Source organism: Microbacterium flavescens, from assembly GCF_018588945.1.
Taxonomy (GTDB): Bacteria; Actinomycetota; Actinomycetes; order Actinomycetales; family Microbacteriaceae; genus Microbacterium; species Microbacterium flavescens.
Map to the genome: position 1 here is coordinate 542,916 of NZ_JAFIWA010000002.1, position 19,703 is coordinate 562,618.

The window sequence follows — 19,703 nt, forward strand, 5'->3', positions numbered from 1 at the left end:
CGTCGGGGCATTGACCCGCAAACAACTTTGCAGTACAAAGTTCACATGACCTCGATGATTGCCGGCTCGACGGGTGCCCCTGCCACCCGCTCCGGCACGCCCTCGCTCGGCTGGGGACTCGGCATGCCCGCGCTGCGGGTGGCGCTCGTCGCGCTGGCGTGCGCGCTGGCCTGGGTGGTGGTGGGTGTCACCGCAGGCTGGACCGCCTTCCCACCGTCGCCGCTTGTGGCCACGGTCGCGATGGTGCCGGTGAATGTCTTCTGCCTGTGGCTCGTCGTGCGTCGCCTCCGCCGGGAGGGTGCCGGCGCCCGCGAGCTCATCGGCGCCCGCACCGGCGCCCTCGGCCGCGACATCCTGTGGGGGATGCTGTGGCTCCTCGTCCTCTCGGTGCCCTTCGTGCTCACCATCACGGGCATGATGTGGCTGCTCTACGGCTCGGAGGCGTTCTCGCAATTCGAGCTCGTGTTCGTCGGGGCGGATCCCGCGCCGGAGTTCTCGCCCGCGGTGACTCTCGTGCTCGGCATCATCGCCGTGCTGACCTTCGCCCCGCTGAACGCTCCGACGGAAGAGCTCGTCTACCGAGGCCACGCCCAGCGCGCGATCGCTTCGCGGTGGGCGGTGGCCCTCGCAATCCTGATCCCGTCCGCCCTGTTCGGGCTGCAGCACGCGTGGTTCGCACCCACCAGCACCGCCGTGCTCATCTACGTCAGCGCGTTCTTCGTCTGGGGTCTGGGCGCGGGCGTGATCGCCTGGCGGCAGCGACGGCTGCTGCCGCTCATCATCGCGCACGGCACGATCAACCTCTTCACCACGATCCCTGCGCTCATCGTCCCCTTCCTCCCGATCGGAGCCCCATGAACCGCGACCGCGACCTCGACGAGGACTCGAACGGCGACCCCGCCGACATGCTCGCGCTGCTGGAGCGGCAGCAGGACAGCATGACCCGGCAGCTGGCGGCGTTCGTCCCGTGGATCCTCCTGGCGTGGGGGATCGCCTGGTTCGTCGGCTTCGGCCTGCTGTGGCTCATCGACGGCGCCAAGCCGGGCTACTCGGTGCCCCTGCCGGTGGCCGTCGTGGTGTTCATTGCGCTCATGGCCGGCGCGCTCGTCGCCTCGGGCGTGCTCGGCGCCCGCAGCCAGCGCGGCATCCGCTCCACTCCGCAGGCCGGATTCACGGGGTCCGTGTTCGGCGTGACGTGGGTGGTCGGCTTCGTCTCACTGATGGTCTTCGGCAGCGCCCTCATCGCTAACGGCATGCCGAGAGAGCTCGCGAACATCTTCTATCCGACGGGATCGGTGCTGTTCGTCGGGATCATGTACATGATCGCGGGGGCGATCTGGCAGGCGCGACCGGCGCTCTGGATGGGCGGGTGGATCGTCGTCGTGGCGCTCGTCGCCCCGTACTTCGGCTACCCGACGCACTACCTCGTGTTCGCGCTCGCGGGCGGCGGCGTGTTCCTCGTCGGAGCACTCGTGGTGGGGCTGTGGGTGCGCCGATGACCGAACTCGATCCCGTCATCCACGCCGCGGCGCGGCTGCGGATCACGGCGGCTCTTGCGACCCTCGACCCCGGAGAGAGCATCGCGTTCCCCCGGCTGCAGGAGCTCCTCGACATGACCGCCGGCAACCTGTCGACGCATCTGCGCAAGCTCGAGGATGCCGGCTACGTCGCCGTCGACAAGACCCACCGCGGCCGCACACCGGTCACGTACCTCGCTCTGACCAAGCGAGGCAGGCGAGCGTTCGAGGACTACACCGACACCCTTCGAGCTGTTCTGGGAGAACGACCATGACACTGGCGGCCTTCGATCACGTCACCCGCACCTTCGGCGACGTCGTCGCCGTAGACGACATCTCGCTCACCATCGAGGCGGGCACCCTCGTCGGCCTGCTCGGGCCGAACGGCGCCGGCAAGACCACGCTGCTCACCCTGCTCCAGGGCCTGCGCAGGCCGACCGCCGGCACGGTGACCCTCTTCGGCGGGAACCCGCTCGACGCGCGGCGCCGACGACGCCTCGGCACCACGCCGCAGGAGACCGCGCTGCCTGAGACGCTGCGGGTCGGTGAGGTCGTCGACTACGTCGGCGGCCACTTCCCCGATCGCGTTCCCACGGGCGAGCTCGCCGAGGAGTTCGGCCTGGGCGAGCTGCTCCGGCGCCAGTGCGGTGCGCTGTCCGGCGGCCAGAAGCGCCGCCTGGCCGTCGCGCTCGCCTTCGTCGGGCGGCCGAGTCTCGTGCTGCTCGACGAGCCGACCACGGGGCTCGACGTGGACGCCCGCCGGACGCTGTGGGAGGCGATCCGGCGGCAGCACCGCGCCGGCGCCACCGTCGTCGTGACCAGCCACTACCTCGAGGAGATCGAGGCGCTCGCGCAGCGCGTGATCGTCGTGGGAGAGGGCCGGCTGCTCGCCGACGACACGGTGGCGTCGGTGCTGGCGCGGGTGGGTGTCAGCCGCGTAGCCCTCGCGACCGACGATCCCGTTCGCGTCGGGTTGCTGCCGAGCGTCGTCCGCCGCGAGAGCTCCGACGGACGCGAGGAGCTCACCGTCGCCGATGCCGACGCCTTCGTGCGTGAGCTCGTCGGGTCCGGCCTCGACTTCCGCGACCTCACCGTGCGCGGCGCGACCCTCGAGGAGGCCTTCCTCGCCCTGACCGATACCGGTGCCGCCCTGAAGGAGTCCGCATGACCTCCGTGACCGAGCGCGGACGCTCCACCGCCCGCCTCACCGCACTCCACGCCAAGTACGGCCTGATCGAGACGCTGCGCGTGCCCGTGGCCGTGATCGGCACGCTCGTCTTCCCCGCGCTCGCCCTGCTGTTCTTCGTGGTGCCGCAGCGGACTGTCGCCGAGAACCCCGTCTACGCCACCGCGGCCGTCATCTCCCTCGCCGTGTTCGCCGTCATGTCCAACGCGCTGTTCTCGTTCGGACTGACGATCTCGGAGAATCGCGAGAAGCCCTGGGATCCCTATCTGCGCACGCTCCCCGCCCCAGGGGTGGCCCGCGTGCTCGCGCAGCTCGTGTCGACGGGCGCGCTCGGCCTGCTCGCGATCATCCCGGTCATCGTCGTCGGCGGATTGCTCACCGCTGCGGAGGCTCCGCCGCTGCGGATCCTCGCGGGCGTCTTGGCCCTGTGCGTGTCGGCGCTGCCGTTCATGTTCATCGGCAGCGCGATCGGCTACGCCCTTCCGTTCAAGGCGGCGATCGCGGTGGTGCAGATCGTCATGTTCTCTCTCGCGTTCATCGGCGGTCTGTTCCTGCCGCCCGTCCTCTTCGCGAACTGGCTGGACGCGATCTCGAAGTTCACGCCGTCGCGCCAGGCGCGGGAGTTCGTCATCTGGGCGGTCGAGGGCGGTCCGCTCGAGTGGTGGGTGTGGGTGGGGCTGCTCGCCTGGACCATCGGATCGTTCGCGCTCGCGCTCGTCCTGTACCGCCGCGACCAGGGTCGACGCTTCCGCTGAGCGCGAGCGCAAGGGGGGTCTCGGCAGGTCGCGGCGCTCGTAGGCTGGATGGTATGGCACAGACTCCCACCGTGAAGCTCAACGACGGCTACGACATCCCCCAGCTCGGCTACGGCGTGTTCAAGGTGCCGCCGGCCGAGACAGAGCGGGCGGTGTCCGAGGCTCTCGAGGTCGGCTACCGGCACATCGACACGGCGGCCATCTACGGCAACGAGGAGGGCGTCGGCGCGGCCATCGCGGCGAGCGGACTCGGCCGCGACGAGCTGTTCATCACGACGAAGCTGTGGAACGACCGCCACGACGGCGACGAGCCGCGTGCGGCGATCGCGGAGAGCCTCGAGAAGCTCCGGCTCGACCGGGTCGACCTCTACCTCGTGCACTGGCCGACTCCGGCCCGCGACAACTACGTGCACGCATGGGAGAAGCTCGTCGAGCTCCGCGAGGCCGGACTGGCCCGCAGCATCGGCGTCTCCAACCACCTGGTTCCTCACCTCGAGAAGATCGTGGCGGCTACGGGCGTCGTGCCCGCCGTCAACCAGATCGAGCTGCACCCTGCGTACCAGCAGCGCGAGATCACCGACTGGGCGGCCGCGAACGGCGTGAAGATCGAGTCGTGGGGCCCGCTCGGCCAGGGCAAGTACGACCTCTTCGGCGCCGAGCCCGTCGCGGCGGCCGCCGCGGCGCACGGCAAGACCCCTGCGCAGGCCGTGCTGCGGTGGCACCTGCAGAAGGGGTTCATCGTCTTCCCGAAGTCGGTGCGCCGCGAACGGCTCCAGGAGAACCTCGACGTGTTCGACTTCGAGCTCACCGACACCGAGGTCGCCGCGATCGACGCGATGGACCAGCCGGGCGGCGCCGGCCGGGTGAGCTCGCACCCCGATGAGGTCAACTGATCGGCATGCCATGAACCCCCGTCTCGCGGAAGCCACCAGCCCCTACCTGCGCGCCCACGCGGGCAACCCGGTCTCGTGGTTCCCGTGGGGCGAGGAGGCGTTCGCCGAGGCGCGCGCCCGCGACGTGCCGGTGCTGGTGTCGATCGGCTACTCCACCTGCCACTGGTGCCACGTCATGGCGAGGGAGTCGTTCGACGATCCCACGACGGCCGCGGAGCTCGACGCCGGGTTCGTGTCCATCAAGGTCGACCGCGAGGAGCATCCCGAGGTGGATGCCGCCTACATGGCGGCTGCCGGCGCCTTCACGGCGAACCTCGGCTGGCCGCTGACGGTCTTCGCGACGCCCGAGGGACGCCCGTTCTTCGCCGGGACGTACTTCCCGCCGCAGCCGCGGGGCGGCTTGCCCGCGTTCCGGCAGGTGCTCGCCGCCGTGCGCGAGGCGTGGGAGGAGCGCCGCGACCAGGTCGACGGCACCGCCGAGGCGGTGGTGTCGGCGCTCGCCGAGGTTCGGGAAGGCGTTGGGGACGAGGCATCCGCTCTGCCCTCCATCGAGCAGCTCGCCGAAGCCGCTCGGGCACTCGCGTCGCGCGAGGATCCGGAGTTCGGCGGCTTCGGCGGCGGCGATCCGGCCGCGCCGAAGTTCCCGGTGGCCACCGCCCTGCGCTTCCTGCAGGCGCGAGCAGTGCGGGAGGCAGCGCCCGAGGCCTCCGCTGTCGCACACCGTGCCCTCGCCGCGATGGCCGCCTCGCCGCTGCGCGATGCCGTCGAGGGCGGGTTCTTCCGCTACGCGACCCGCCGCGACTGGACGGTGCCGCACTACGAGCGGATGCTGACCGACAACGCGCAGCTGCTCGAGGTGGCGATCGACGCCGGCGATCACGAGACGGCGCGCGGCGTGGCGGGATTCCTGCTCGACGTGCTGCAGCAGCCCAGCGGAGGCTTCGGCGCCGCCCAGGATTCCGAGTCGTGGATCGACGGCGCCCGCAGCGAGGGCGGCTACTACGCGCGGGATGCCGCGGCCCGGACGGCCCTCGAACCGCCGGCGGTCGACGGCAAGGTCGTCACCGGGTGGAATGGGCTGGCGATCGGCGCACTCGCGCGAGCCGGGCTGCGCCTCGGCGAGCCGCGGTGGATCGAAGCGGCGCGATGGGCCGCTGAGGCCGTGCTCGAGACCAACACCGCCGACGATGGCCGGCTCGTGCGGGCGTCGCTCGACGAGATCCCCTCGCGCGCGTCGGCGACGCCGGCCGACTACGGTCAGCTGGCGGGCGGACTCGTCCGGCTGTCCGTGGCCACGGGCGACGTGGCCTACGCCGTGCGGGCTCGCGAGCTCGTGACGGCGTGCATCGGCCCGGACGGTGCTGTCGTCGTGCCGGGCGGGGGAGACCCCGTGCTGGCTGCGCAGGGAGTGGGAGCACCGAATGCCGCCTCCGACGGTGATGAACCGTCAGGGGCCGCTGCACTCGCCGACGCCGCCGTCGCCCTGTGGATGCTCGGGGCGGACGAGCTGCGGGAGGCGGCCGAGCGGATCGTCGGCGCGCACGCGTCCGCCGCGCTGGCGCAGCCCCTCGCGTACGGCGCGCTGCTGCGGACGGCCGCTCTGCTCGCCGCACCGCCGCATCAGGTCGTGGTCGTGACCGACGACGCGTCGGATGCTCTGGCGACCGCGGCCCGCGGCATCCCGGCCGATGTCATCGCCGTGGTCGCACCCGCGCAGGCCGACGCGTTCGCCGCCGAGGGATTCGGGCTCTTCGAGGGCAAGGTGGCGACGGGCGGCGTCGCGACCGCCTACGACTGCCGCGACTTCGCGTGCCGGCTTCCGGTGACGGACGCGGCCGACCTCACCGGTCTCCCCGACTGACGGCGGATCCCGGCTGACCCGGCTGCCGCCGGACCGGTCAGACCCAGGACGGCAGCCAGTTGTGCAGCCGCCAGAAGTCGTACGGCACCGGCATGGCCGAGATCACCGGATACCAGAACGCCGAGAGCGCGAGGGCGACGGCCAGGAAGACGATGACGAGTCGCTGCCCGGTGTGGCGTCGATACGCGTCGGCGTGCTGCGGCCCCGCGATGTCGCGCAGCGCGAACGTGAGCGCGAGCAGCATGAACGGCAGCACGAGCACCGTGTAGAACTGGAAGATCGTGCGCTCGGGGTAGAAGAGCCAGGGCACGTACGTGACCCCGATGCCGGTGAGCACGAGCGCGTGCCGCCAGTCGCGGGCGACGACGAACCGGTACGCCAGATAGAGGACGGCGGCCACGCCGGCGTACCAGACGAGCGGGTTCGGGATGCTGGCGACGACCTCCGAGCAGCCGTTCGAGGCGGCGCAGCCGTCGACCCCCACCGCGTCGTGGTGGTAGTACATGCCGGTCGGCCGCAGCAGCAGCGGCCACTGCCAGGCCGGGCTCGCGTACGAATGCCCGGACGTGATCCCCGAGGCGGAGGTGAACATGGCCACGTGGTCGAGCCACAGGTTCTGCAGCGGCAGGGGCACCCACGCCCACACTCCGGTGGCCGGGTTCGCGTCCGCGGCGTGGCGGCCGTAGCCGCCGTCGGTCAGGAGCCAGCCCGACCACGACGCGACGTACACCGCAACGGCGACCGGGACCAGCAGCACGAACGTGGCGACGCCCTGCCGGATCGCGTCGGTCGGCCAGAACAGCACGCCCGCCCGTCGTCGTGCGAGCGCGTCGGTGACGACGAGGTAGACGCCGAGTCCGGCGAGCACCCACACCCCCGACCATTTGACAGCGGATGCCGCGCCCAGCGCCGCACCCGCGGCGAGGATCCACGGCCGGTTCCACAGCAGCGGCCCCCATGCCGGCGGCTCGTCGCCGTTGTAGCGGGCTGCGACCGTCTGCGCGATGCGCGTCATCGTGCGCTCCCGGTCGAGGAGCACGAACAGGAAGCCGAGCAGCACGAAGAAGAGGAGCGGCGTGTCGAGGAGCGCCACGCGGCTCATGGAGATCGCGAGGCCGTCGACGGCCATGAGCAGGCCCGCGACGACGGCGAAGGTCGTCGAGCGGGTCAGCATCTTCGCGATGAGCATGAGGAGGAGGACGGCCGCCGTGCCCAGGAGCGCGGTCGTGATGCGCCAGCCCCATCCGTTCGCGGGCCCGAGCACCATCATCCCGAGAGCGATGATCCACTTGCCGAGCGGCGGATGGATGACGAAGGCCGGGTCGGTGGTGAAGACGTTCACGTCGCCGGCGAGGAAGCGGCTGTTCGCCTCGGACGGCCAGGCCGCCTCGTAGCCGAGCTGCGACAGGGTCCAGGCGTCCTTGACGTAGTACGTCTCGTCGAACTGGTTCATCAGGTCGTGGGCGGCCGCGAGGTTCCACAAGCGCAGGGCGGCGGCGAGGAGCACGACGATCGCGGGGCCCAGCCAGGCGTACAGGCGCTGCGCGCGCACGTCGCCCGCGAGGCGCGACGCGAAGCGGTCGTACAGGCTCGGCCGGACCGGCGGGAGCAGCGGCTCGGCGGGCTCGGCGGACTCGGCCGGCTCGGCGGACTCGGCCGGCTCGGCGGGCGGGTCGGCGTCCAGCCGGGCGGCGTGCGTCACCCGCACATTCTAGGTGGGCCCGACCTGGGCCTTTCGTGCACGGGGCGCCGCTGGTGGGAAGTGCCGCTCGTATGATTCCTGACGTGGAGCACAACAGCGGGTACTGGTACGGCGAGGGCGCCGACGACCGTCGCGCTCGCGCGATCGAGCTGCTGCAGGCGTTCCGCACGTACCGGGCGTCCGAGGTGGCGATGCGACGCCGTACGCGCGACTCGATGTCGATGGGGGAGAACGACCTGCTCACCCTCCGGTACCTGCTCAAGGCCGAGCGCGAGAGCCGCGTGGTCTCGCCCGGAGAGCTGGCGCGCTACCTCGGGGTGTCGACCGCGTCGATGACCGCGATCATCGACCGGCTCGAGAAGTCGGGTCACGTACGACGCGGGCCGCATCAGAGCGACCAGCGGCGGATCGTGGTGACACCCACCGTCGATACGGACGAGGAGGTGCGGCGCACGCTCGGCGCGATGCACACCCGCATGCTCGACGCCGTCATCGGCATGACGCCCGAGGAGACCCGCATCGTCATCGACGCGCTCAGTCGCCTGCAGAACGCCGTGGACCAGATCGAGCCCGTGTCCGAGGCGGCGCCCGCGCCGTAGGCTGAAGGGCGTGATCATCCTCGCGGCCACGCCGATCGGAAATCTCGGGGATGCCTCTCGGCGCCTCGTCGAGGCCCTCCAGACCGCGACCGTGATCGCCGCCGAGGACACGCGGACCACCCAGCGCCTTCTCGCAGCGCTCGGCGTCGAGAACCGTCCGCGCCTCATCGCGCTGCACGACCACAACGAGAAGGACCGGGCGCCCGAGCTCGTCGAGCTGGCCCGCGACCGCGACGTTCTCGTGCTGAGCGATGCGGGCATGCCGACGGTGAGCGACCCGGGCTACGGTCTCGTGGCGGCGGCCGCCGCAGCGGGGGTGGCCGTCACCGCCCTCCCTGGGCCGAGCGCCGTGCTCACCGCGCTCGCCATCTCGGGCCTCCCCACCGACCGGTTCACGTTCGAGGGCTTTGTGCCCCGCAAGCCGGGCGAGCGCGCGGGCGCACTGCGAGGGCTCGCCAACGAGCCCCGCACGATGGTGTTCTTCGACGCACCCACCCGCGTCGCCTCGACGCTCGCCGATATGGCCACGGCGTTCGGCGGCGACCGGCGCGCGGCGGTCTGCCGGGAGCTGACGAAGCTGTACGAGGAGGTGGCGCGCGGCACGCTCGACGAGCTCGTCGACTGGGCGGCGAAGGGCGTCCGCGGGGAGCTGGTCGTCGTCGTCGCAGGCGCCGCCCCGCGCGAGGTCGCGTTTCCCGACGCGGTGACGCAGGTGCTGGAGCTGGTGCGCGGCGGCACGCGGCTGAAGGATGCCTCGGGCGAGGTGGCCGCGCACACCGGCCACTCCTCGCGCGAGCTGTATCAGGCCGCGCTCGCCGTCCGCGGCTGACGAACCGCGGGTCGTTGAGCGAGCGCACCCCTCCCGCGGGTCGTTGAGCGAGCGCACCCCTCCCTCGGGTCGTTGAGCGAGCGCACCCCTCCCTCGGGTCGTTGAGCGAGCGAAGCGAGACGAAACGCGTCACATGACGATCGTCCCTCACCCGACCTCCCGCAGAGGCCCCAACGTCACGTCGGCCGGTGGCAGGCGCGGGCGCGACTAGAATCCTCGGGTGACTTCCGGCCGCCAGTCCTTCTACATCACGACGCCGATCTACTACCCGAGCGACGTGCCCCACATCGGTCACGGCTACACCACCGTGGCGGTCGACACGCTCGCGCGCTGGCACCGCCAGGCGGGCGACGACACCTGGATGCTCACGGGCACCGACGAGCACGGCCAGAAGATGCTCCGCGCGGCGACCGCCAACGGCGTCACGCCCCAGCAGTGGGTCGACCGGCTCGTGGGGGAGTCGTGGTTCCCGCTGCTCAAGACGCTCGACATCGCAAACGACGACTTCATCCGCACGACGCAGGAGCGCCACGAGCGCAACGTGCAGGTGTTCTTCCAGGCGCTGTACGACCGCGGGTACATCTACGCGGGCGAGTACGAGGCGCTGTACTGCGTGGGCTGCGAGGAGTTCAAGCCCGAGGCCGAGATCGTCGACGGCACGGGTCCGTTCGAGGGTCTGAAGGTCTGTGCGATCCACTCCAAGCCGCTCGAGCTCCTGCACGAGAAGAACTACTTCTTCAAATTGAGCGAGTTCCAGGACCGCCTGCTCGAGCTCTACAAGACCGACTTCATCCAGCCGGAGTCCGCCCGCAACGAGGTCGTCTCGTTCGTCAAGCAGGGCCTCAAGGACCTCTCGGTGTCGCGTTCGACGTTCGACTGGGGCATCAAGGTGCCCTGGGACGAGTCGCACGTCATCTACGTGTGGATCGATGCGCTGCTCAACTACGCCACGGCGGTCGGCTACGGAACCGATCCCGAGCAGTTCGCGCGCCGCTGGCCGGCGTACCACGTGGTGGGCAAGGACATCCTGCGCTTCCACGCGGTGATCTGGCCGGCGATGCTGATGGCCGCCGGCGTCGATGTGCCGCGCGGCGTGTTCGCGCACGGCTGGCTTCTGGTCGGCGGCGAGAAGATGTCGAAGTCGAAGCTCACCGGCATCGCTCCGACCGAGATCACCGACGTGTTCGGCTCGGACGCGTACCGCTTCTACTTCCTCTCGGCGATCGCGTTCGGCCAGGACGGCTCGTTCTCGTGGGAAGACCTCTCGGCCCGCTACCAGGCCGAGCTCGCGAACGGCTTCGGCAACCTGGCCTCGCGCACGACGGCGATGATCGAGCGGTACTTCGAGGGCGTGCTGCCCCCGGCGGCCGAGTACTCCGAGGCTGATCTGCGGGTGCAGAAGACGGTGGCGGATGCCGCGGCCAACGCGGATGCGGCGATCGAGCGCTTCCGCATCGACGAGGCGATCTCCTCGATCTGGACGATCGTCGACGCGCTGAACCTCTACATCACCGAGAACGAGCCGTGGGTGCTGGCGAAGGACGACGCGCAGCATGCGCGTCTGGGCACCGTGCTGTACACGGCGGCCGAAGGGCTTCGTGCGCTGGCGGTGCTGCTGTCGCCCGTGATGCCCGCGTCGACCGAGAAGCTCTGGATCGCCCTGGGCGCGGCAGAGTCGCTCGGACGCCTGCAGGACCAGCCGATCCGCGAAGCGGGCGGCTGGGGTGTGCTGAAGCCCGGCACGTCGGTCAACGGGCTCGCCCCGCTGTTCCCGCGGGTGGAGCAGTCGGTCTGATGGCCTGGCGGTCGCCGGTCGACGACCGGGAGAGCGATGACTGATCCCAGCACCTACGTCCGTTCGCGGGAGAAGGGGTCACGCGACGTCACCTATCCCGACGCGCCCGAGCCGCTGGCGGTGCCGGTCTACGACAACCATGCGCACCTCGAGATCGAGGACGGCGTCGGGCTGTCGCTCGACGAGCAGCTCGCCCGTGCAGGCGAGGTCGGCGTCGTCGGCGTCGTGCAGGCCGGTGGCGATATCGACTCGAGCCGGTGGTCGGCGTGGGCCGCGGCATCCCACCCCCGTGTGCTGGCTGCGGTGGCGATCCACCCGAACGAGGCCCCGGCGTACGAGGCGGCTGGAGGGCTGGACGAAGCGATCGCCGTGATCGACGAGCTGGCGGCCCACCCGCGCGTGCGTGCGATCGGCGAGACCGGCCTCGACTTCTTCCGCACCGACGAGGAGGGTCTTCCGGCGCAGTTCCGCTCGTTCGAGGCTCATATCGCGCTCGCCAAGAAGCACGGCATCGCCATGCAGATCCACGACCGCGACGCGCATGAGGCCGTGCTCTCGACGCTCGAGCGCGTGGGTGCGCCGGAGCGCACGGTGTTCCACTGCTTCTCCGGAGACGAGGCGATGGCGCACATCGCTGCCGAGCGTGGGTACTACCTGTCGTTCGCGGGCAATGTCACGTTCAAGAACGCGCAGAATCTGCGGGATGCGCTCGCGGTCATTCCGCGCGATCGGATCCTGGTCGAGACGGATGCCCCGTTCCTCACGCCGGTGCCGCATCGTGGTCGTCCGAATGCGCCGTATCTGATTCCGGTGACGATGCGGTTCATGGCGGACGAGCTCGGCGTGGATCTCGATGAGCTGTGCGCGCAGGTCGCGTCGAACACGCTCGAGGTCTACGGCCCGTTCGAGGACTGATCCGTGGACGGCGAGCTGTGGGATCTGACGGATGCCTCGGGCGCGCCCACTGGTGCGACTTTTCGCCGCGGTGGTCTTGACTTTCCCGAGGGTCTGTTCCACATCGTGGCGTCGGTGTGCGTCATGCGCGGCGACGGTCTCGTGCTCATGACGCGGCGGGCTGCGGTGAAGGACTGGCCGCTGTACTGGGAGTTCCCCGCCGGAAGTGCGCTCGCGGGCGAGTCGAGCGCCGAGGGTGCGGTGCGCGAGCTCGAGGAGGAGGCCGGCGTGCGCGTCGGCGTCGACGAGCTGGAGTTGGTCGGTCGAGTGGTCGAGCGGCAGGCGCTGTTCGACCTGTACTTCGCGCGTGTGTCGGGCGACCCTGTGCTGCAACTCGATCCGGAAGAGGTGTGCGAGAGCGCGTGGGTTCCGTTCGCCGAGACGCTCCGGCGATGCGATGCCGGTGACATGGCTGGTCCGTGGGTGCCGAGACTCGAGCAGCTCGGCGCGCGGCTCGCCCAGCTCATCGACGCGCGCGGGTGATCTGACTCGCGTGCCGGAAGGGCCGCCGCGATCGTCAGCCCCCGATGCGAATGCCGATTCCGGCGGGGATCGACAGCAGGAACTCGCTCAGGTCGGACCAGAATGCATGCCGACGCGCTCGGCGGGTGCGGAGGCGCTGCAGTCGCGCCTCGCGGATACGGTCGGCGTACTCGCGCTCGTCGTCGGCGGTCATTGTGCTGTACATGGCGTCGCAACCTCTCGTGATGTGGCCGATCCGGTGATCCGCCTCACCCTTGCCACGAACGGCGACGGTGCGATTCGACACGGAGCGCCGGATCGCGAAGCTCTTGAACTTTTCTTCTGCCGCGGTGTCGAATCGGACGAGAGCCGTTCGTCGATCTGGTGAAGGGTCGCGATTCTGCGATCACCGAGTGAAGGGGTGGGGCATGGTCCGAAGCGAGGCTGCCGACGTCGCAGCCGCGATCGCGTCCACCCACCGACGCGAATGGACGCGGGTGGTCGCCGGCCTCGCACGTCGATTGGGAGACCTCGACATCGCCGAGGAGACGGCAGCCGAGGCCTTCGCGGTCGCGGTCGAGCGCTGGCCCGTCGACGGGGTCCCGCCCAACCCCGGCGCGTGGATCACCACCACCGCATACCGCAAGGCCATCGACCGGCTCCGGCGTGAGGCGCGGCGAGACGATCTGCACCGGGAGGCGCTCATGCTCGCGGACGACTCGGAGACCGAAGACGTCGGCGCGATCGAGGACGACCGCTTACGACTGGTGTACGTGTGCTGTCATCCCGTGCTGCCGATGGAGGCGCGCGTCGCGCTGACCCTGCGCATCGTGGGCGGCCTCACCGTCGCCGAGATCGCCCGCGCATTCCTTGTTCGCGAGACCACCATGGGGCAGCGGCTGAGCCGCGCCAAGGCCCGGATCCGTGCGACGCGTGTGCCGTTCGCGATGCCCGAACCGGACGATGTGGCCGAGCGTACCGACAGCGTGCTGACGGTGCTCTACCTGATCTTCAACGAGGGGTATCTGGCCACCGATCCTGACTCCGGCCCGCTTCGGCCGGACCTCACGGGCGAGGCGATCCGGCTCACGAGGCTCGTGCGCGACCTGCTCCCGCCGGACTCGGATGAGCGCGCCGAGGCGACGGGCCTGCTGGCGCTCATGCTGCTGACCGAGGCCCGCTCCGCCGCCCGCGTTTCGGCGGACGGCGCGCTGGTCCGTCTCGACGAGCAGGACCGCGGAGCGTGGGACCGTGCGCTGATCGACGAGGGCCTCGCGCTCGTGCGCGAGCGCGTCGAGGCCGAAACCCGCGGGAGTGGCCGGATGCACCGCTACCAGCTGCTGTCGGCGATCAACGCCGTGCACGCGTCGACCGCGCACGCTCGCGACACCGACTGGGCGCGCATCGTGACGCTCTACGACGCGCTGGAGCGCGTCGATCCGACCCCGGTCGTGACGCTCAACAAGGCGATCGCCGTCTCGGAATACGACTCGCCGGAGGTGGCCCTCGCCATGGTCGACCGCCTGGGCGGCGCTTTGGACGGCCACCACGGCTTCCACACCACCCGAGCGGAACTGCTGGTCCGCATAGGCCGCTCGGACGACGCGCTCGTCGCCTACGACCGCGCGATCGACCTCGCAGCGAACTCCGCCGAGGTCGCGCATCTGATCCGCCGCCGCAGCGATCTGCGGCACCGCACCCCAGGAGAGACACCATGACCACTCAGCAATACCTCGTGCTCCACCTCACCGACGCAGACGGCTCGCCCCTCGCCGAGGGCGACGACCGTCGCATGCTCGAGTCCTGGGCAGACGAGGGAGACGGGGCCGGGACCCTCGGGCTCGGGAGTTCGGTTGCCGGACGGGACCGCGCCAAGTCGGTCGTCGTCCGCGACGGGCGCACGATCGTGACCGATGGGCCGTTCCCGGAGTTCAAGGAGTGGTTCGCCGGCTACGACATCCTCGAGGCGGAGTCGATCGAGCAGGCGGCGGCGTACATGGCGAAGCATCCGACCGCCGTCGCGGGCCGCGTCCTCATCCTGCCCACCGTCAGCCTCCCCTGGGAAACGGACGACTGAGCGGACTCAGATGCTCGGCGGCGGTGCGAGCAGCGAGAGGGGCGTGACGTCGGGGGACGGGTCGGTCGCGAGGCGGGCGTGGAGTTCGACGTCGAATCGCTGGTCACCGTAGCGGAGCTTCTGGCGTTCGATGCCTTCGACCGAGAAGCCTGCGCGCGTCGCGACCCGGCATGAGGCCGGGTTGTTGACGCGGTGCCCGAGTTCGAGTCGGAAGATCCCGTCGGCGAATGCATGCGCGCTGGCGGCCACGACCGCTGCTGTCGCGAGTCCGTTTCCTCGGGCGCTGTCGGCGAGCCAATAGGACACCCACGCCGTGCCGTGTCGGCGCTCGATGGCGGAGAGTCCCACGTTGCCGACGGCCCTGCCCGCATGGACGATGGCCCAGTGGCGCGCCCCTTCGCGCGGACGAAGTCGAGTCTTGATGAACTCGAGCGCGCCGGCGATTGTGCTGAGGTCGGCGCCGCCGAGCTGCGTGTCCAGGTCGGGCGTCGACTCGGATGCTTCTCGCAGCGCTGGAGCGTCACTCGCGCGCCAAAGACGCAGATGAATCGACGGGAGATCGGGCACCGTTCGACTCTCCCACGTGCGGCGCCGCACGTCTCCCCATCTGCGGTCGCTCACGTTCTTCCGCGGAACGCTCCACCCTGACGGTCCCCGACCTCACGCCGCCGGGCGGAAGCGTGGGGGCGGAGGGTCGAGGTCGGCCCAGAGACGACGGAGGGTGAGGCGAGGCGGCAGTATGACCGGGTCGCCCCGACCGGGTGGCGGATGGAGCACGAAGTCGGCGCGCCCGTCGCGGGTGATGCGCCAGCCGCCGTGATGCAGCTCCATGTGATGGAAGCGGCACAGCAGGATGCCGCGATCGACGTCGGTGCGGCCGCCCGTCGCGTAGGGGTCGATGTGATGCGCTTCGCAGTAGGAGGCGGGACGGTCGCACCCGCGCCACCGGCAGCCGCCGTCGCGCCCTGCGAGCGCGATGCGCTGCCTCGGCGTGAAGAGGCGGGCCTCGCGTCCGAGATCGAGCGGATTGCCGGCGCCGTCGAAAGTACAGGTCACGGTGCCGCTCTCGCACGTCTGTTGAGCGACAAGCCACGCCGGCAGCGCAGTCTGGCCGTCTTCGGTGAGGCCCACGGCTGGTGCTCCGGCGGCACCCGCCTCGAATGCGGCGTCGCTGATCACGACTCGCAAGCGCCACCCGGTCAGTCCGGCAGTGGCATCCCGCCCGCGCCCGGTTCGCCCGCCCGTTCGACGTCTTCGGCGGACTTCTCGTCGAGCACCGGCTTGGCCGCGGCGATATGCGAGATGGAGCGCCACACCAGAGCGAGGGTCACGGCCGATCCCGCGAACGCGAACCACCAGGGAGCGGTGGGGCCGAAGAGCTGAGCCAGCAGACCGCCGATGAACTGCCCGATCACCAGCCCGCCGAACACGCCGACCATGTTGACCGACGCGATGCGTCCCTGGAGTTCCATCGGCACGAGCCGCTGCCGCACGGTGGTGGAGATCGTGCCCCACACGAACGCGTAGAGCCCGAATCCGAACATGATGATGAAGGCCACGACCGGCGATGTGGTCAGAGCGAAGCCGAGGTGCATGAGCACCTCGAGCGACAGGCAGACCCGCATGAGGGTGGAGAACGAGACGTGCTTCTCGAGCCAGCCGAAGCTGAAGATCGCGATGAAGCCCCCGAGCGCCGAGGCGGTCGCCAGAGCTCCGTAGCCCACAGGCCCCATGCCGAGGTACTCCGTCGCGTAGAGCACGAGCACGCCCCACGGCGCCGCCCACGTCACGTTGAACACCAGGATGATGATGACGAGCGTGCGGACCGGCGCATTGTGGCCCAACCACCTCAGGCCTTCGCGGATCGCATGCACCTTGGTGCCCGGCGCCGCCTCGTCGTGCTCGGGGATCGGCGTGCGCGCGATGCGTGAGATGAGCAGCACGGCCAGCGCGACGCAGAGCACCTGCAGCACGAACGGCCAGAACGAGCCGACTGCGAACAGGAAGGCACCGAGCGGTGGCCCCGCGAGCTGGTTCGCCACGAGGAAGCCGGCCTGCATGCGCGCGTTGCCGATGCCGAGGTCGGCCGGCTTGACGAGCATCGGCAGGAGCGTGCTGCCGGCCGAGTCGGCGAAGACCTCCGCAGTGCCGTAGAGGAACGCGGTGGCGAGCACGATCCAGACGTTCGCGTATCCCGTGACGAGGAAGGCGACGAGTCCGGCCACGATCACGGCCCGTGAGGCGTTCGCGATCATGACCAGGAGACGACGATCGTGGTGGTCGGCGACCGCGCCGGCGAGCAGCCCGAAGAGCAGCCAGGGCAGGAACTGCATCATGGCGCCCGCGGCGACGAGGATGGGCGACGAGGTGAGCGAGGCGATCAGCAGCGGGGCGGCGGCGAGCGCGATGCCGTCGCCGAGGTTGCTGGTCCAGGAGGACGCGAGCAGCCAGCGGAAATCGCGGCCCATGCGGCGGGGTGCGATCAGGTCGCCGAGCGAAGGCATCCCCTGATCCTACGAGCGGTTCGCGACACGCGACGACGAGGAGTGTGGGATGCCGCGGGGCACAGGCCCGCGGCATCCCACAACTTCCTCGACTTCGCTGACCTCAGGTCAGGACTTCGGTGCGACCGTCGTCCGACATCGACTCGAGCGTGCGTCCCTTGGTCTCGCGCACGAAGCGGATGACGAAGAAGATCGCCACGAACGCGAAGAAGGTGTAGACGCCGTAGGCGAGGCCGAGTCCGACGGCGGCCAGCGCCGGGAACGTGGTCGAGATGACGAAGTTCGCCGCCCATTGCGCGGCGGCGGCGACCGACAGCGCGACCGCCCGGATCCGGTTGCTGAACATCTCGCCGAGCAGCACCCAGACCACGGGTCCCCACGAAGCCCCGAAGAAGACGACGTAGAGGTTCGCCGCCAGCAGTGCGGTGGTGCCCGCAGCCCCCTCGAGGACCGGTTCGCCATTCACGATGGGCGCCGTGGCGAACACGACGGTGAGCACCGCCAGGCATACGAACTGGCCCATCGCTCCGATCAGCAGCAGCGGTCTGCGGCCGACCTTGTCGATGAGCAGGATCGCCACGATCGTGGTGAGGATGTTCGTCACAGACGTGATTACCGTGATGGTGAGGGAGTCCTGCTCGGTGAAGCCGACGGCCTGCCACAGGGTCGAGGAGTAGTAGAAGATCACGTTGATGCCGGTGAACTGCTGCAGCACCGAGAGCCCGATTCCGATCCAGACGATCGGCAGCAGCCCGAACTTCGAGCCGCGCAGGATGGCGAAGCGCGGGCGATCCGGCTTGCCCTCGACGGTCTTCAGGATGTCGGTCGACGTCTTCTCGACGTTCCCGCCGACGTACCGGGTGAGCACCTCCTTCGCCTTCTTCATCTCACCGCGCGCGATGAGGTAGCGAGGCGACTCGGGGATCGTGAGGGCGAGGAGCCCGTAGATGACGGCGGGGACGAGCTCGGACAGGAACATCCATCGCCACGCTTCGAGCCCCAGCAGCCACGGAGCCGTTGCGCTCCCGGCCGCCGCGACGATCGCGGCGTCGGTGAGCAGCGCGACGAAGATGCCCGTGACGATCGCCATCTGCTGAAGTGATCCGAGGCGCCCGCGATGCTCGGGCGGCGACACCTCGGCGATGTAGGCCGGGGCGATCACGGACGCGGCGCCGACGCCGAGCCCGCCCACGATGCGCCAGAAGGACAGGTCCCAGATGCCGAACGCGAATCCGCATCCGATCGCGCTGATGACGAAGAGAGCGGCCGCGAGAAGCATCACGCGCACGCGCCCGAACCGGTCGGCGATGCGACCGGCGAACCAGGCTCCGATCGCGCAGCCGATCAGGGCCGAGGCGACCGAGAATCCGAGCAGGAAGGGTCCGGCGGAGAACTGCTCGCCGATGGCGCTCACCGCGCCGTTGATGACCGCCGTATCGAAGCCGAAGAGGAAGCCGCCGAGCGCCGCCGTCGCCGCCACGAGGACGACACGCGCGATCGGTACGGAGATGTCGGAACCGGATGCCGGGGCTGAGCTCATGTCGAACCTCCTCGTTCGAGCGACCCGAGAGGGTGAGCCGCCCGTGTCCGCCCACACTGGCCCGTCCCGCGCGGGCCTGTCAAGGATGCGACCCCGCACGGCGCCGCCCGCCGCGCGCACCGACCCCGCACGCCGCGCGCCCCGGCGCGGCTACAGTGAAACGCATGCCCGTGACCCTGCTCGGAGCCGCCGAGATCCGCGCGCTCGCCGCCGACCTCGACGTGACCCCGACCAAGAAGCTGGGGCAGAACTTCGTGGTCGACGCCAACACGGTGCGCAAGATCGTCCATGTCGCCGAGGTCTCGCCGGGCGACCGCGTGGTCGAGGTGGGCCCGGGACTCGGATCCCTCACCCTCGCCATCCTCGAGGCGGGGGCCGCGGTGACCGCGGTCGAGATCGACCACCGCCTCGCCGAGCGCCTCCCCGCCACCGCCGCCGCGCACGGTGTGACCGACGGGGCGCTGACGGTCGTCGACGCCGATGCGCTGCGCATCACGGCGCTGCCGGGCGATCCGACGGTGCTCGTCGCCAACCTTCCCTACAACGTGAGCGTCCCGGTGCTGCTGCACTTCCTCGAGACGTTCCCCGGTCTGGAGCGCGGTGTGGTGATGGTGCAGGCCGAGGTGGGGGAGCGCCTGGCCGCTCCTCCCGGCTCGAAGGTCTACGGCGCCCCGAGCGTGAAGGCGGCCTGGTACGGTGCGTGGCGGCTCGCCGGCACGGTGTCGCGTCAGGTCTTCTGGCCGGTTCCCAACGTCGACAGCGTCCTCGTCGGGTTCCGCCGCGACCCGCAGCCGCGCGGCGATGAGGACGAACGCCGTCGCACGTTCTCGATCGTCGACGCCGCGTTCCAGCAGCGCCGCAAGATGCTGCGGCAGGCGCTGGCCGCCGTTCTCGGGGGCAGCGCGGCCGAGGCATCCGCTGTTCTGGAATCCGCCGGGGTGGCGCCCACCGCGCGCGGCGAGGAGCTGTCGATCGACGACTTCGTGCGCATCGCGCGGGTCCCGCGACCTTAGATTTCCCTCAACGTTC

At 70.4% G+C, this 19,703-nt stretch carries 21 protein-coding genes; 15 read left to right on the plus strand and 6 right to left on the minus strand.

Features of this window, described 5'->3' with window-relative positions; genetic code table 11:
- Positions 1 to 45 precede the first annotated feature (45 nt).
- The 7 genes from JX005_RS06190 to JX005_RS06220 are packed head-to-tail and all read left to right on the plus strand — an operon-like array spanning position 46 to position 6,212.
- Complete coding sequence (locus JX005_RS06190; protein ID WP_214466536.1) at positions 46 to 858, plus strand: CPBP family intramembrane glutamic endopeptidase; 813 nt, start codon at positions 46 to 48, stop codon at positions 856 to 858.
- On the plus strand, positions 855 to 1,499 hold the full coding sequence (locus JX005_RS06195; protein WP_214466537.1) for a hypothetical protein: 645 nt from the start codon (positions 855 to 857) through the stop codon (positions 1,497 to 1,499). Before JX005_RS06190 ends, JX005_RS06195 begins: the two co-directional genes overlap by 4 nt.
- Complete coding sequence (locus JX005_RS06200; protein ID WP_214466538.1) at positions 1,496 to 1,792, plus strand: transcriptional regulator; 297 nt, start codon at positions 1,496 to 1,498, stop codon at positions 1,790 to 1,792. The genes JX005_RS06195 and JX005_RS06200 overlap by 4 nt, the downstream gene beginning before the upstream one ends.
- Entirely contained in the window at positions 1,789 to 2,685 is an 897-nt protein-coding gene (locus JX005_RS06205) for an ABC transporter ATP-binding protein (protein WP_214466539.1), read from the plus strand. Before JX005_RS06200 ends, JX005_RS06205 begins: the two co-directional genes overlap by 4 nt.
- Positions 2,682 to 3,458: an ABC transporter permease gene (locus tag JX005_RS06210; RefSeq protein ID WP_214466540.1), complete on the plus strand. Its 777-nt coding sequence runs from the start codon at positions 2,682 to 2,684 to the stop codon at positions 3,456 to 3,458. The genes JX005_RS06205 and JX005_RS06210 overlap by 4 nt, the downstream gene beginning before the upstream one ends.
- Before the next feature lie 53 nt (positions 3,459 to 3,511).
- Positions 3,512 to 4,351 (plus strand): aldo/keto reductase, encoded by an 840-nt coding sequence (locus JX005_RS06215; RefSeq protein WP_214466541.1) that lies wholly within the window; start codon positions 3,512 to 3,514, stop codon positions 4,349 to 4,351.
- Positions 4,352 to 4,361: 10 nt separating this feature from the next.
- A complete protein-coding gene (locus JX005_RS06220) occupies positions 4,362 to 6,212 on the plus strand; it encodes a thioredoxin domain-containing protein (protein WP_214466542.1) in 1,851 nt (616 codons plus the stop codon).
- Positions 6,213 to 6,249: 37 nt separating this feature from the next.
- On the opposite strand, the gene JX005_RS06225 is transcribed toward JX005_RS06220, so the two are convergent.
- Positions 6,250 to 7,914, minus strand: coding sequence for a dolichyl-phosphate-mannose--protein mannosyltransferase (locus JX005_RS06225; RefSeq protein WP_307858510.1), 1,665 nt, complete (start codon positions 7,912 to 7,914; stop codon positions 6,250 to 6,252).
- Between the two features lie 83 nt (positions 7,915 to 7,997).
- On the opposite strand from JX005_RS06225, the gene JX005_RS06230 reads away from it, so the two are divergent.
- The 5 genes from JX005_RS06230 (at position 7,998) to JX005_RS06250 (ending at position 12,574) form a co-directional block, all read left to right on the plus strand.
- Entirely contained in the window at positions 7,998 to 8,513 is a 516-nt protein-coding gene (locus tag JX005_RS06230; RefSeq protein ID WP_307858511.1) for a MarR family winged helix-turn-helix transcriptional regulator, read from the plus strand.
- A 10-nt stretch (positions 8,514 to 8,523) separates the two neighbouring features.
- On the plus strand, positions 8,524 to 9,342 hold the full coding sequence (gene rsmI, locus JX005_RS06235) for a 16S rRNA (cytidine(1402)-2'-O)-methyltransferase (protein ID WP_214466544.1): 819 nt from the start codon (positions 8,524 to 8,526) through the stop codon (positions 9,340 to 9,342).
- Positions 9,343 to 9,562: 220 nt separating this feature from the next.
- Positions 9,563 to 11,137 carry a methionine--tRNA ligase gene (gene metG / locus JX005_RS06240; protein ID WP_214466545.1) on the plus strand — a complete coding sequence of 525 codons (1,575 nt, stop codon included), beginning with the start codon at positions 9,563 to 9,565 and terminating at the stop codon, positions 11,135 to 11,137.
- Between the two features lie 36 nt (positions 11,138 to 11,173).
- A complete protein-coding gene (locus JX005_RS06245; protein ID WP_214466546.1) occupies positions 11,174 to 12,052 on the plus strand; it encodes a TatD family hydrolase in 879 nt (292 codons plus the stop codon).
- Between the two features lie 3 nt (positions 12,053 to 12,055).
- Positions 12,056 to 12,574 carry an NUDIX hydrolase gene (locus JX005_RS06250; protein ID WP_214466547.1) on the plus strand — a complete coding sequence of 173 codons (519 nt, stop codon included), beginning with the start codon at positions 12,056 to 12,058 and terminating at the stop codon, positions 12,572 to 12,574.
- Between the two features lie 34 nt (positions 12,575 to 12,608).
- Here the strand turns inward: JX005_RS06250 and JX005_RS06255 are convergent, their stop codons facing one another.
- A complete protein-coding gene (locus JX005_RS06255; protein WP_214466548.1) occupies positions 12,609 to 12,779 on the minus strand; it encodes a hypothetical protein in 171 nt (56 codons plus the stop codon).
- A gap of 202 nt (positions 12,780 to 12,981) precedes the next feature.
- Here JX005_RS06255 and JX005_RS06260 point away from each other — a divergent pair, with 202 nt between their 5' ends.
- Positions 12,982 to 14,271, plus strand: coding sequence for an RNA polymerase sigma factor (locus tag JX005_RS06260; protein WP_214466549.1), 1,290 nt, complete (start codon positions 12,982 to 12,984; stop codon positions 14,269 to 14,271).
- The gene (locus JX005_RS06265) at positions 14,268 to 14,630 is read left to right on the plus strand and encodes a YciI family protein (protein WP_214466550.1); all 363 of its coding nucleotides are present in this window, start codon (positions 14,268 to 14,270) and stop codon (positions 14,628 to 14,630) included. Before JX005_RS06260 ends, JX005_RS06265 begins: the two co-directional genes overlap by 4 nt.
- 6 nt (positions 14,631 to 14,636) lie before the next feature.
- Here JX005_RS06265 and JX005_RS06270 read toward each other — a convergent pair whose 3' ends face one another.
- The 4 genes from JX005_RS06270 to JX005_RS06285 form a co-directional block, all read right to left on the minus strand.
- Positions 14,637 to 15,197, minus strand: a complete 561-nt coding sequence (locus tag JX005_RS06270) for a GNAT family N-acetyltransferase (RefSeq protein ID WP_214466551.1) — start codon at positions 15,195 to 15,197, stop codon at positions 14,637 to 14,639.
- A gap of 93 nt (positions 15,198 to 15,290) precedes the next feature.
- On the minus strand, positions 15,291 to 15,809 hold the full coding sequence (locus JX005_RS06275; protein WP_214466552.1) for an HNH endonuclease signature motif containing protein: 519 nt from the start codon (positions 15,807 to 15,809) through the stop codon (positions 15,291 to 15,293).
- 20 nt (positions 15,810 to 15,829) lie between these two features.
- A complete protein-coding gene (locus JX005_RS06280; protein ID WP_214466553.1) occupies positions 15,830 to 17,134 on the minus strand; it encodes an MFS transporter in 1,305 nt (434 codons plus the stop codon).
- A gap of 103 nt (positions 17,135 to 17,237) precedes the next feature.
- On the minus strand, positions 17,238 to 18,674 hold the full coding sequence (locus tag JX005_RS06285; RefSeq protein ID WP_214466554.1) for a sugar porter family MFS transporter: 1,437 nt from the start codon (positions 18,672 to 18,674) through the stop codon (positions 17,238 to 17,240).
- Positions 18,675 to 18,838: 164 nt separating this feature from the next.
- On the opposite strand from JX005_RS06285, the gene rsmA reads away from it, so the two are divergent.
- Complete coding sequence (gene rsmA, locus JX005_RS06290) at positions 18,839 to 19,687, plus strand: 16S rRNA (adenine(1518)-N(6)/adenine(1519)-N(6))-dimethyltransferase RsmA (RefSeq protein ID WP_214466555.1); 849 nt, start codon at positions 18,839 to 18,841, stop codon at positions 19,685 to 19,687.
- Positions 19,688 to 19,703 lie beyond the last annotated feature (16 nt).